Source organism: Streptomyces sp. V4I8 (assembly GCF_041261225.1).
GTDB lineage: Bacteria > Actinomycetota > Actinomycetes > Streptomycetales > Streptomycetaceae > Streptomyces.
Map to the genome: position 1 here is coordinate 142,180 of NZ_JBGCCN010000001.1, position 12,290 is coordinate 154,469.

Annotated in this window: 11 protein-coding genes and 1 pseudogene; 7 read left to right on the forward strand and 5 right to left on the reverse strand. The window is 69.5% G+C overall.

Translation table 11 applies throughout. The annotated features are described in order from the left end of the window. Positions 1-32 precede the first annotated feature (32 nt). The 5 genes from ABIE67_RS00600 (at position 33) to ABIE67_RS00620 (ending at position 5,152) form a co-directional block, all read left to right on the forward strand. The gene (locus ABIE67_RS00600) at positions 33-350 is read left to right on the forward strand and encodes a hypothetical protein (RefSeq protein WP_370269642.1); all 318 of its coding nucleotides are present in this window, start codon (positions 33-35) and stop codon (positions 348-350) included. 77 nt (positions 351-427) lie between these two features. Then, the gene (locus ABIE67_RS00605) at positions 428-775 is read left to right on the forward strand and encodes a TadE family protein (RefSeq protein ID WP_370251777.1); all 348 of its coding nucleotides are present in this window, start codon (positions 428-430) and stop codon (positions 773-775) included. After that, positions 772-1,233, forward strand: coding sequence for a TadE/TadG family type IV pilus assembly protein (locus ABIE67_RS00610; protein WP_370251779.1), 462 nt, complete (start codon positions 772-774; stop codon positions 1,231-1,233). The genes ABIE67_RS00605 and ABIE67_RS00610 overlap by 4 nt, the downstream gene beginning before the upstream one ends. Further along, complete coding sequence (locus tag ABIE67_RS00615) at positions 1,233-1,685, forward strand: TadE/TadG family type IV pilus assembly protein (RefSeq protein ID WP_370251783.1); 453 nt, start codon at positions 1,233-1,235, stop codon at positions 1,683-1,685. The genes ABIE67_RS00610 and ABIE67_RS00615 overlap by 1 nt, the downstream gene beginning before the upstream one ends. Further along, positions 1,685-5,152, forward strand: a complete 3,468-nt coding sequence (locus ABIE67_RS00620) for a hypothetical protein (RefSeq protein WP_370251785.1) — start codon at positions 1,685-1,687, stop codon at positions 5,150-5,152. Before ABIE67_RS00615 ends, ABIE67_RS00620 begins: the two co-directional genes overlap by 1 nt. A gap of 434 nt (positions 5,153-5,586) precedes the next feature. Here ABIE67_RS00620 and ABIE67_RS00625 read toward each other — a convergent pair whose 3' ends face one another. Both ABIE67_RS00625 and ABIE67_RS00630 read right to left on the reverse strand, forming a co-directional pair. Further along, complete coding sequence (locus ABIE67_RS00625; protein WP_370251716.1) at positions 5,587-6,336, reverse strand: transposase family protein; 750 nt, start codon at positions 6,334-6,336, stop codon at positions 5,587-5,589. 607 nt (positions 6,337-6,943) lie between these two features. Beyond that, complete coding sequence (locus ABIE67_RS00630; RefSeq protein WP_370251787.1) at positions 6,944-8,341, reverse strand: IS1380 family transposase; 1,398 nt, start codon at positions 8,339-8,341, stop codon at positions 6,944-6,946. Between the two features lie 129 nt (positions 8,342-8,470). Here ABIE67_RS00630 and ABIE67_RS00635 point away from each other — a divergent pair, with 129 nt between their 5' ends. Together ABIE67_RS00635 and ABIE67_RS00640 are read left to right on the forward strand one after the other, a co-directional pair. Next, positions 8,471-8,791: a helix-turn-helix domain-containing protein gene (locus ABIE67_RS00635; RefSeq protein ID WP_370268019.1), complete on the forward strand. Its 321-nt coding sequence runs from the start codon at positions 8,471-8,473 to the stop codon at positions 8,789-8,791. Beyond that, positions 8,788-9,720, forward strand: a complete 933-nt coding sequence (locus ABIE67_RS00640) for a transposase (protein WP_370251792.1) — start codon at positions 8,788-8,790, stop codon at positions 9,718-9,720. The genes ABIE67_RS00635 and ABIE67_RS00640 overlap by 4 nt, the downstream gene beginning before the upstream one ends. Positions 9,721-9,732: 12 nt before the next feature. Here the strand turns inward: ABIE67_RS00640 and ABIE67_RS00645 are convergent. The 3 genes and pseudogenes from ABIE67_RS00645 to ABIE67_RS00655 all read right to left on the reverse strand — a co-directional run. Then, positions 9,733-10,062, reverse strand: a pseudogene (locus tag ABIE67_RS00645) (GNAT family N-acetyltransferase); the annotation flags it as partial. A gap of 101 nt (positions 10,063-10,163) precedes the next feature. Continuing rightward, positions 10,164-10,436, reverse strand: coding sequence for a hypothetical protein (locus ABIE67_RS00650; protein ID WP_370251797.1), 273 nt, complete (start codon positions 10,434-10,436; stop codon positions 10,164-10,166). Positions 10,437-10,525: 89 nt separating this feature from the next. After that, a complete protein-coding gene (locus ABIE67_RS00655) occupies positions 10,526-11,908 on the reverse strand; it encodes a replication-relaxation family protein (RefSeq protein WP_370251803.1) in 1,383 nt (460 codons plus the stop codon). Positions 11,909-12,290: the final 382 nt, after the last annotated feature.

Below are 12,290 nucleotides of genomic sequence, written 5' to 3' on the forward strand. Positions count from 1 at the left end.
AACTCGTTCAACGCACCAGAGAGGTAAGGAACATGAAGCACACCGCAGCCCGCACCCGCCGTGCTGTGCTCCGGGCGACCATGCCGCGCACCGGCTCCTGCACCGCGTCCCGCGGACCGGGCCGTGGCCGCCGGGGCGCGCGCACCTGGGCGCGCGCGAACCGTGCGGTCCTCCGGCTGACCATCCGAGTTCAGGAAGGTCTTCAGGAGGCCGTCCGCCGGCCGGACCGCGGCGACATCAGCACTACCACCGTCATCATCTGGGTGGCCGCCGTCACCGGCGCCGTCCTGATCGCCGGGACCATCGCCGTCGTGATCACCAAGTACAACGGCAAGCTCAACGGTCTGTGATGTCGGCTCGGGGTCGGCTGAAGGGCTGGTGGCAGGGGCGAAGATGGCGCGACGACCGGGGCGACACCTCCATTCAGATGGCGATCATCTTTCCGTTCGTGCTGCTCGCCACGGTGGCCGTCATCCAGGCCTCGATGTGGTACTACGCACGGCAGATCGCCCTGACCGCTGCCCGCGAGGGCCTCACCGCTGCCCGCGCCTACGAGTCGAGCACGGCCGACGGTGCAGCCAAGGCCCGGGACGTGCTGGGCCGGACCGCTGGTGACAGCCTGCGCGGCTACCGCGTCTCCGCCAGCAGCGACGGGCAGCGGGTGCGGGTTGAGGTCTCCGGCACGGCCCTGTCGATGATCCCGGGCCTGTCGGGCTTGCAGGTCACCCAGTCGGCGTCCGGGCCGCTGGAACGCTGGACCGTCCCCGGGGAGTGAACCAAGTGCGATACACAGACAGATGGGCTCGCAGGCTCCGCGGCGATGAGGGCAGCGCCGCGATCGAGGCTGCCATCGTCCTCCCTGCCCTGATCATGTTCCTCTGTATGGCCATCGCCGGCGGACGCATCGTCACCTCCGGAGCGAAGATCGACGCGGCAGCTGAGGACGCGGCGCGGGAGGCCTCCATTCACCGCACAGCAGGCGCCGCGCAGGGCGCCGCGCAGGCGGCAGCCGCCGAGTCCCTGAACGACCAGGGCATCAACTGCGCATCCACCAGCGTCAACATCAACACCGGCGGTCTGAACGTGCCGGTGGGGCAGGTAGGCACGGTCACCGCGACCGTGACCTGCACGGTCAATCTCTCCGATCTGCTGCTTCCCGGAGTTCCCGGAGCGAAGACCCTCACGTCGAGCGCCACCTCTGTAGTGGACCAGTACAGGCAGCGGGGTGAGTGATGATCTTCCGTCATTCAGGCCTCCGGCGAACACGGCTGGACGACCAGGGAGGCATCACCGTGTTCGTCGCCGTGTGCGTCATCGCGCTGACCGGGATCATCGGCGTCGCCGTCGACGGCGGCAGCAAGATGCGTGCCACGGAACGCGCCGACTACATCGCCGGCGAAGCCGCCCGGGCAGGCGGGCAGGCCATCGATCCCGCCAAGGCCATCAGCGGAACCGCGATCGTCGTGGACCCGCAGGACGCAGCTGTCGCCGCCCAGGCCTACTTGCGCTCCGCCGGCGCCACCGGCACGGCCAGCGTCTCCGGCGACGGCAAGACCCTCACCGTCAACGTCACCGGCTCGTACGACACAAAGTTCCTGTCGGTGGTCGGGATCGGCTCGTTGCCGGTGACCGGCCATGGCAAGGCCACCCTCCTGCACGGCGTCACTGCTCCTGAAGGAAACTGATGCGCCCCACCCCCTCCCCCGCCGCGACGGCCGGCCGCACCCTGGCCCGTGTCCTCAAGGCCGTCCTCAGCCTGACCGTGCTGACCGGCGCGGTCGCCGGGCTGCCGCTGCTGCTGGCCTGGGCCACCCCCACCGTCTGGGGTTCCACCCACGACGACCTCACGCACCTGCTGGACCGGCAGGACACGGGGGCGGTGTTTCTGCTGCTGCTCGTCGCGGTGGGCTGGATCGGGTGGGCGCAGTTCGCGTTCTGCGCCGTCCACGAGCTGATCGCACAACTGCGCGGCCGGACCTGGCACGCCCCGCGCGGTCTGGGCTCCTCTCAGCGGGCCGCCGCTCTGCTGATCGGCAGCATCCTGGTCCTGCTGCCCACGAGCTCGGCTCTGGCCTCCGACGCGCAGGCCGCGCCAGCCACGACCGCAGCCCTCATCCCCGGCCAGGCGACGCAGGCCCCGCAAGCCACCGAAGCCGATCAGCCCCCCGCCTCCGCCTCGAGCACCTCGACGTCCGCATCGTCGTACACGGTGCGCGAGATGCGGCCCGCGGAGAGCCTGTGGGGCATCGCCGAACGGGAGTTGGGAGACGGCGAACGGTGGAGGGAGATCGCAGACCTGAACGAGGGCCGGACCATGGTCGATGACCAGGTCTTCCGCGCGAACAGCTTTCTGCAGCCCGGCTGGCAGCTGGAGATGCCCGATACCGCCGATGCCGCAGGAGGCGTCCGTACGCAGCTGGGCGACGGCACTGCGGCTGCCGAGGAGAAGGGCGAGCACCTCGTCACGGTCCACTCCGGCGACTACCTGTCGAAGATTGCGGAGGAAGAGCTCGGCGACGGTGACGAGTGGCCTCGGCTCTTCGAGGCCAGCCGGGGCAAGCCGCAGCCGCGCGGCCTGCCCGCCATCTCCGACCCGGACGTCATCTACGCGGGACAGCAGGTCACGGTGCCCGGAGCCCAGCCCGACCAGCCGCCCCAAGGCCGTGACCAAGGTGATGAGTCGGAGAGCCGAGAGACCACTCCCCCGGCCACGCAGAAGCCCGACGGTGAGCAGAAGCCGGGCGGGGGTACAGGGGACGAACGGGCGCCCGTGCCCAGCAACACCGCTGCGCCTGCACCAGAGGCGTCGGCCTCCAGCACGCAGGCGAGCCGCCCCGCCCAGGAGGAGAGGCAGGATCAGGCCTCTCCGTCCGCATCGGCCTCCGCGACGCCCGGACCCAGCACCAGCGTCTCGCCCTCTGACGCCTCACCAAACGCTGAGTCATCCGGCTCCGCTACCTCGGCACCCGCCACCACGGCGTCCGAAACCCCGGCGACGGCCCTGGCCAGCGGCCCGCTGAACCTGCGCACCGTTCTCGGCGCCGGCGCGCTCCTGGCCGCCGCCATCACCGGGGCCCTCGCCCTGCGCAGGATCCTGCAGCGCCGCCGCCGCAAGCCCGGCGAGAAGATCGCTATCGCGCCGGAGACATCCACCGCAGAGGCCCAGTTAGCGGCGGCCGCCGAGCCGGGCGGCGCTGCCCGCCTGGACGTGGCGCTGCGGACCCTGGCCCACCGCGCGGCTCAGGAGGGGGACACCGCGCTCGTGCCGCCGCTGCGCGCCGCACGGATCGGGGCCCGCACGGTGGAGGTGCTGCCCGAGGATCTCTCCCAGGAGGCGCAGGCGCCCTTCGTCTCCGGCCAGGGCGGTTGGTGGATCCTGCCCGCTGATGCGGTCCTCCTGGACGAGGAGGCCGCCCGCGAGGTGCCGGCACCGTATCCAGGGCTGGTCACGGTCGGCAGCACCGAGGCGGATAAGCTTGTGCTGCTCAACCTCCCCCAGTTGCCCGCACTGCTGCTGGACGGCAACCCGGTCCACATCTCCGAGGTGTGCACCTCACTCGCCCTGGAGCTCGGGATGAGCCCGTGGGCGAGTGAAGTCGAAGTCGTGACGATCGGGTTCGGTGAAGACCTGCCGCAGCTGCTGCCCACCGCGCGGATCGCCCACATGCGGCAGGCCGCCCACGCACTGCGCGATCTGTCCGAGCGGCTGCTGGAAGCGCACCAGATGCCCGAGACCCAGCATCAGCCGTACCTGCTGCTGTGCGCGTCGTCTCTGGACGCGGACACGGCCTGGCAGTTCGCCGACGTCATCGACAAGTCCGGCACCATGCCCGTCACCCTGGTCGCCCCGGCAACTTCGGCGGCCGCACACTTCCCCCAGGCGGAGATCCTCAACGCCTCACTCAGCGAACGGCAGAACCTCGACTACGCCGGCATCGACATCACGGTGCAGCGCCTGGAGCACACCGCCTACCAGCAGATCACCACCGCGCTGAAGGTGTCCGGGCAACCACCCCACCCGGCCGAGGGTCCCTGGCAGGACGTCCCGGACGAACCCGACACAGTGCAGCAACCGGATCCTCCCGCCCCGAAGGGGCCCATCACGCCCACACCCGCCGCAACAAACCCATCGCCGGCAACGCCAGCGGGCGCCGGCGGGGGCGGCGAGGTGTTCCCGGCTCTGCTCGCCGCCACCACCGACCCCGCCGCACTGCGCCTCCCGCACACGCCGCAGGCTCAGGCCGACGCCGAGTCCCACCCCGGCACCGAAACCGCGCCCCCGCATCCCCTGTCCCTGACGGCCGCACACTCCGCCACAGAAGAAGCCGGGGAGGCTGACGACCACGAGGACTCCGCCGAGGAACGCACGTCAGAGACGGGGGAATGCGAGGCGCACGACCTGCACGCGCCGGAGATCCGGGTCCTGGGCCCGATCGAGGTGACCGGCGTGGACAGCACCGGCCACGGCCCGCGGATGGCGCAACTCGCCGCCTTGTTGTTCTTCCGGCCCGGGCGGAGCGCCGACGCCTTGTGCTCGGACATGGATCCCGTCAGCCCTTGGTCGCTGAGCACCCTCAACGCCCGGATGCAGGGCCTGCGTCGCTCGTTGGGGAACGACCCGGGCGGCGACCCCTATGTGCCGCGCCGCAAGACCGGCGAGAGTCCCTACCGGCTCTCCCCCGGCGTGCGCTGCGACTGGACCCGCTTCCTCCAGCTCGTCGAACACGCCCTGCCGCTGGGCCCGGCCGGCCTGACCGATCTGGAGAGGGCGCTCACCTTGGTGCGCGGCCGGCCCTTCGGCGGCAAACCCCTGCCCTGGGCCGAGCCCTACCAGCAGGAAATGATCACGCGCATCATCGACACCGCACACACCGTGGCCACCCACCGCACAACCCCAGGACCACACTACGACCTCATTGCGGCTCGTCAGGCCATCGCGACCGGTCTCGACGTCGACGACGCAGCAGAGCTGTTGTATCGGGACTGGCTACGAATCGAGCACGCGGCCGGCAACCGGCAAGGACTGCATACCGCCATCACACGCGTACAACAGATCAACCGGTCATTGGACTGCTCCCTGGAAACCGAGACCGAAACCCTCATCCACGAACTCCTCAACGGCTCGACTACGTCGATACGCAAATTCCTCTAGTCGGTGAGTGGCTAGCCGAAGCCTGTCACTGCTGGCGGGAGGCGACGTCGCGCGCTGCGGACGCGAGGAGTTCGTTGACGGCGGCCTCGTTGGAGGCGGGAGGGCGTGCACGCCACTCGGACAAGGTGTCGCGGACGGTCTGCGCAACGGCCTTCGCCTGCTGGCCGACACATCCCTGGAGACGGTCAGCTGGGTCGCGGGCTGCCTCTTCATCTTGTACGGGGAGCCCATCAGTCGGATCACCGAGCTGACGCACACCAAGTCAACAACGCGCCGGACGGTCTCACGCTCACCCTCGGCGTCGAGCCCCTCACCATCCCCAAACCGCTCGCCGGCGGATCCGGGAACTCTCACGCACCCGCTGCGGTTACGGCGCACTCATGGATTTGGCCTCCGAACTGCCCGCCGTCGTCCTGAGTAACCTGGAGCCTTTTTCACGTGTAGATCATGAGGGTGAGGATCGCGGCAGCCGCTGACGTGAGTCTGTTCGGGCTGGTCCGTGCATGTCGGAAGATCCGCCACTGCTTGATTCGGGAGATGGTGCGCTCAACTGGAGCACGTAGTGCGGCGTGGACCTTGTTCGAGGCTTTGTGCTTGTCGGGGAGTTCCGCTTTCGGACGGCGCTTGATCGGGGTGATCACCGTGCCGCCGGCTCCGACGTACCCTTTGTCTGCCAGGACTTCGAGGTCCAGTTGCGCGCAGGTATCGAGGATGGCGTGCTCGCGGGCGGCCGTCACATCGTGGGTACCGCCGGGCAGGGCCGGTGAGATCCATAGCAGCTTCCCGTCTTCCGCGGTGATGACCTGCAGGTTCACGCCCTCACGGCGGGCCTTGCCGGAGAAGTGCCCTGGCGCCTGGACTCGGTCGGTCTCGGCGACGGTGCCGTCCAGCAGCACATAGCCGTCCGTGTGGTGGCTGGTGAGCGCCTCGGTCAACGACGGGGCGTGCAGTGCGAGTTGCTCGATCGTGTGGTTCACGTAGCGCCAGGCGGTGGCCGTGCCGATGCCGAAGCCCGCAGCGATCTGTTCGAGGGTGTCGTGCTTGCGCAGGTAGACCAGGGTGCACCGGGCCCGGTCGTACGGACGAAGTCTGCACTGCCGGCCGGCTTCACAGGAAGCAATCACCATCGTGACCAGTTCCAGGAGCTCCTCGTCGACATCGCATCCGGCAGGATAGGAGAACACGGGGCATCTCCGCAGGTGAAGGTTATGTTTGGCGACTCTCCAAACCGGCGGGATGCCCCGTTCGACACGCCACTGTCAACACTTCACCGACACCCCACCCGCAAGCCGTACAAGTGAAAAGGGCTCCTGCTCGGCATCCACATCGAAACCGCCACCGCCTGGGCCGCCGAGGCCAGCAACACCCGCCCGACTGAGACCGACAGCAAACCGTTTCGGCGGATGGAGTTCACCGACACGATGCTCTCCACTCGTCTTCAAGCATCGCGTGCACGACCGAGTCACGCCATTGGCCAGCCTTGTTGATGTGGCCACGGATGATGCCTTCCTCGACCATGCCCGCCGCCATCATCGTCTTCGTGTCGCGCGTCAGACTTTCTGGCACAGGGGTTTGTTGAGCCCCGTGAGTACGTAGGAGAGCCTGACCTCGATCATTCACGTGCGCGCGCCGGCTTGAGGTGATCGGTCGAGGTTGAGGTTTCGTCCTGGTTCGTCCTTCGGGTGGTGGTGACGTTCCGGCCCGTGTGTCGTCACGGGTGGTCGTCGGTTTCCACGGGCCGAGGACGGGGCGGGTCTCCTCCTTCCGGAATCGGGGTCGGTGGGGTGGCAGTCAGCCGGGGGCGGGCAGGGCCTGGACGGCGCCCCAGGCGTCGACGATGTCGGTGGATGCGGGCCAGGCGGGGTCGAATTTCAGCTCGCGTCTTCGGGCGTGGTCGGCGAGTTTCGCGGGGACGTCCAGGAGTCGGGTGCGCAGAGTGGCGGGCTCGGCCCGGGCGAGTTTGCCTTCGGTGGCCAGGAGTTGGAACCAGCGGGCGAGGTCGGTGGCCAGGGCGAGGAGGGTGCACCAGGCTTGGTTGACCTTGAAGTAGCGGGAGGGCATCAGGTTGAGGGAGAGGGCCTTGCCGCGTCGGATGCCGGCCTCGACGTGGGTGTGGGAGCGGGCTCGGGCGTCGAGGAACTGCAGTTGCCCGCCGGTGGTGTTGGTGGCGATGGCCTGGTAGCGGTAGTCGGTCTTCTTCTCGTACGGCTTGAGCTCGCGCTCGTACTTGGGGTGGATGGGTTCGCGGCGAACGATCACCCGCATCCCTTCCGGCCAGCCGGTCAGGTCGAGCATGTCGGTGATCTCGACGAGGTCGGCGTCCTTGCGCGGCTGGCCCTTGTGGTCCAGGGCCGGCGTCCACGCGGTGGCCGGGACCTTGGCCAGGGCCTTCCAGAAGTCGTCGTCGCGGGTGTGGCCGACGGAGTACTCCCAGCGGTTGGCCGCGTTGCCGCCGCCGGAGGTGATCCAGGTGAGGAACTCCATCGTGGCTCCGGCGCCGTCGGTGCGGAACAGGACCCGGCGCCGACGGCGGGTGGGCAGCTGACGCAGGCCCTCGATACTCACCGAGATGTGGTCATCGGCGGTGTTGGATCCCGCCGATCCCGGCCGCAGCCGGTTGACCAGGAGTTCTTCGGTGTTGTCGCAGAACATCAACAGCGGGTGGTGGCCATATCCCTTGAAGTTGGGCTCGGCTCCCTCCTTGCCGGAATGCGCCGGGACGACTGAGGCGTCCAGGTCCAGCACCGTGACACCGGTCAGCTCCCGCCCGTTGACCTTGATCCAGGGAAAGCCGCCCGGGCGCAGGTCGAGCTGCTGGTGGACGTGGATACGGGTCCGGGCCCGTGCGGAGGCGATCTTCGTCAGCTGGACCGGTCCGATCGCCTCCAGGGTCCGCCACAGCGTGGACGCCGAGGCCGGGCTGCCCAGGACCAGCGAGGTCTGGCGCATCACATCGATCCCGGCCATCGACCGCGCGCCCAGCAGGACCGCGCAGGCCGCCGAGACCAGGACCGTTCCCCGATCATGGACGGGACGGAAGCCCCGCCGCACCAGGGCAGCCCCGAGCGCGTCGGTCAGCCCGACCTTGTCCGCCAGACGCCGCACCGGCACGATGCCCGCCTTGCCCACCAGCTTCTTCCCGCTTGCGGACAGCGACAGATCATCGGCCCACTCTGTACGCTTCGACACCGGAAGGGTGCCTCCCCTGCACGTGATCCAGTCCTAGAGAAGCTGAATCATCGCAGGTCGGAAGCACCCTTCCTTCATGATGTGACCGACTGTCACTGCGACACCGGGCGCCATGAATTCGTGAGGCTGATGTCCCGTCCGCCGCAGTTCCCGGTGGAGCAGAAGATACGGATCGTGTTATCGGTCTTGTCCGGAGAGATGACGGCCGCTGACGCGGCCCGGAAGTACAAGACGTCGCAGACGTCGGTGGCCAAGTGGCGTGATCAGTTCCTGGAGTCCGGCAAGGCCGGTCTGGCCGCGGCCGGGTCCCGGCGGTCCTCGGGCCGGGAGCAGCTGCTCGAGGCGGAGATCGAGGAGCTGAAGACTGCGCTGGGTGAGGCGCATGTCGAGCTGCGGGTGTGGAAGAAGTCCGCCGAGGGGCGTCTGGCCCCTTCGAGGACCTCGAGGTGATCCGCGCTCAGGCGGCGATGCCGACTTCGAGGTTCTGTGAGCTGACCGGCATCCCGCGCCGTACGTACTGCCGCTGGCAGGCCCGCGCCCGCGGCGGCCCGGCGTCGGCCAAGGGCCCGTGGCCTGCCCCGGTCGTGGACGCCGCCGAGCCGCTGGCCGCGAAGTACGCCGCCGACTGGCCCGCCTGGGGCCACCGCAAGATCCACTGGTTGATGCGGGCCGACGGCCACACCCTGTCCGCGTCCTCGGTCGAACGTGCCCTGCGCAGGCGGGACTTGCTCCAGCCGGTCGACTACCAGGGGCAGCGCCGGGAACACGCGAAGGCCCGCAAGGCGGCGTTCGCCGAGCAGCCCACCACGCCGAACGAGGTGTGGCAGCTCGACTTCTCCGAGTACGAGACCCAAGGAGGCGGCATCTGGCGCCTGGCCGGTGTGACGGACTACTTCACCAAGTACGAGCATGGCTGGCACATCAGCCCGTCCTGCACCGGTACCGACGCGATCGAGGCAGTGAAGATCGCGATCGCTGAGGCCGAGCGGCTGGGCGGCGGCCCGCTGGCCGGCCTGCTGCCCGTCAGCGGCGAGACAGGCAAGATCCGAAGGATCAAGCTGGTCACCGATAACGGGGGCGCGTTCAAGGGCGCCGCGTTCGCCCGGTTCATCGCCTCCCAGCCCGAGCTGCTGCACATCCGCACCCGCGCCAAGAGCCCCGGCCAGAACGGAGTCCGCGAGCGGGCCTTCGGCTCGCTGAAGTACGAACACCTCTACCGCCAGGAGATCGAGGACCTCGACCAGCTCGCCCGCGAGGCCGAGCACTACCGGCACGTCTTCAACCACGTCCGCCCCCACGAAGCCCTCGCCGGCCACCGGCCGATCGAGATCTACCGCACCCCGACCCTGCACCCGCAACTTTCAAACCAAGATCAGTGAGCCACAAACTTGACGCGGGACATTCGCCGAGGCCTCGTTGCGTGGAGAGCGCGCCCCCCAGATGCGGTGCAAGTCGAGCTCCTCGAATCCGAACCCGAGGAGAAGACGGACGGTCTCGAGGCCATAGCCGACGCCCCAGGCGTCCGGGCGCAGCGCGAAGCCGAACGTGGCCCCGCGCGGCTGATGGGGATCCATGGCCAGTCTGCCGAACCCGATCAGTTCCTTCGTGTCCCGTTCGACGACAGCGAGCGCGTACTCTCTGCGGGGCTCAGCCGTGGCCGAGGCAACGGACCGGGCCACGATCTCGCTAACCTGGTCGCGAGTGCGCGGCTCGAACGACACTACTGAGGCTGAGGCTCTGTCACGGCGGCGGGTCTGTTGCCCTGCTTCGCACCAAGACCGTGTCGGTGCGAAGCAGGGCGCACCCGACCGAGTGCAGGTGGTCAGGGGCTGTCGCCTGCCCAGTCCCAGCGGGCCGGATCGCCAGGGCGCGGGTCGTACAGTGCCCGGCCCCCGGGGCCGAACTGCCCGAGTTCCGTGAGGAGGGAGACGCCGTCGTCGATCTCCTCCGGCCTCCAGCCGGTGATGTCGAGCAGCAACCCATCCAGCGGCCCGCCCACCAGTTCGGCGTAGCTGCGTCGCGGCCGCGGGCCGGGATGGTCGTGGTCGGTGCCGTAGATACGGCCTCGTAGCAGCTGCTCATCGTCGCTGTCCATGTCGTCCAGCGTCGCAGCTGCCACCGACAACGAGGGCTTGCCCAGGGGCGGCTGGGCAAGCCCTCGCGCTGCCGGGAGGTCTGGCCGGGTCAGCTGCGCCAGCGTCCGAGCCAGCCGCCGGCCTTCGAGGCCTGCGCCTCCTGCTCCTGGCGCTCGCGTTCGGCCTGTTCCGCCTGCCGCTCCGCTTCGAGCGCCCTCGCCTTGCAGTCGTCGCACAGGTGCGGGTGACTGTCTCCGCGGCCCCAGTCGACCGCGATGCTGGCCTTCCACCGGTCGTCGGTGAACTTCTGTCCGCAGTCGGTGCACACCGGACGCTGAGCCTCGCGTTCGGCTGCTTCCTGCGCGAGGCGGCGCCGCGCCTCTTCGGCGCGGCGGGCGAGGGCGGCATCGCGGCGGGGGTTGCCGATCGCGTCCCAGAGGTTCTGTCGGTCCTCGCGGCCGAAGCGCCAGAACGCGGGCCCGGCCGGGCCGTGCTCGCGCAACAGCTCCAGCGTGGTCGCCACGATCGGCATTTTCCCCTTGTAGAGGTGGAAGCCGTCGGCCCACTGGCCCTGCCAGTGCTCACGGGTGAGGGCGGCGACCTTCTCCATCTGCTTCAGAGCGGGCCGCTTGCCGACCTGGTTGTAGACGAGCAGGACCGGCGGGTGCGTCGCGTCGCCCCACTGGGGATCGGGTGCGGACCAGCGGGTGCGCCACATCGGCTTGCCCTGACCGTCGGTGTCCTTCGTCTTGCGGTGGAAGTGGCGCATGTACTTGTCGAACTTCGCGGCTATCTTCGCGGCGTCCTCGGTGCAGTTGTCGGCCTCGATGAACAACAGCGGCAGCCCCGCCTCCGGGGCGATGAGGACGAGGTCGGCCCACGCACATCCCACGCCCGGGTTCCTCCACGTGCCCGTCGCCGGGAGCGCGACCTCGGTGGCATAGGAGGTGATGCTGCCGATCCCGTCAGGCGCGTCGACACAGGCCTGGGCGGCCGCGACGGCTTCGGCCGGCTCACCGGCCACCAGGTGAAGGTCGGGCTTCGGACGGATCATCGCGATGACCGTCTCGTTCACCGTCATCGCGTGCGAAGCCCCCGAGCGGCCCGCGCTCTTGGGCATGCCGCCCATCTCCTCCGGACCCCGGTCCAACTCGATCGCGGCAGCGGCCAGCCCGTCCTTGGTGAGCAGGCGCACCTCCTCTCCCCCTCGGGTACGGCCGCCGTCGACGGACAGGCCATGCCGTCGCAGATCGTTGAGCGCGCCACGGTGGGAGGCGGTGCGCGCCTCCTTCCGCGCGGCTGCCGTCTCCTTCGTCGTGTGCCGGTACGTCAGGTGCGGTGAGGACAGCCGCTGGATCTGATCCGCCGTCGCGGCCTTGAGCACCCCGAGCACGCACAGCACATCGGCGCGCAGGTTGTTGGTCGATCCCGCCGCGTTCGTCTTGCGCTTGCCCGCCATCAGCCCGCCCTCCCGTGCGTCGCGACCGGCCACCGGCCGGGCGCCGGCCCCCGGCCGCAGAGGGCACCCGGCGCGCCCTGAACCCGATGATCGCCTCCACCACTGACACCCCACCCCCACCTATTTCCCAGGGCTTGGTCAGTGAGAGGAGGAGAGAAGAGGCTTGTGACGACGCGCCGGGGCGCCGAAAAGCCGTGGTGTGCTGGGCAAATGCGGTCGGCGCAGGTGTCGGGCACGGAAGTGGGTACGGCAGTGGGATCGCAAGCGCCGACGGCAGGAGACTGCGGCGGCCTGCCCGGCCGACCGGCCCTCCCGGGGCGGGGCGCGCGGATGGCGGTTCGGCGGTGCGGTCCGGGTATGGCGGGCGCCTGTGTTCGGTCATCATCGGCGGTCTCTCCCTTGCGTCGTGGCGTCC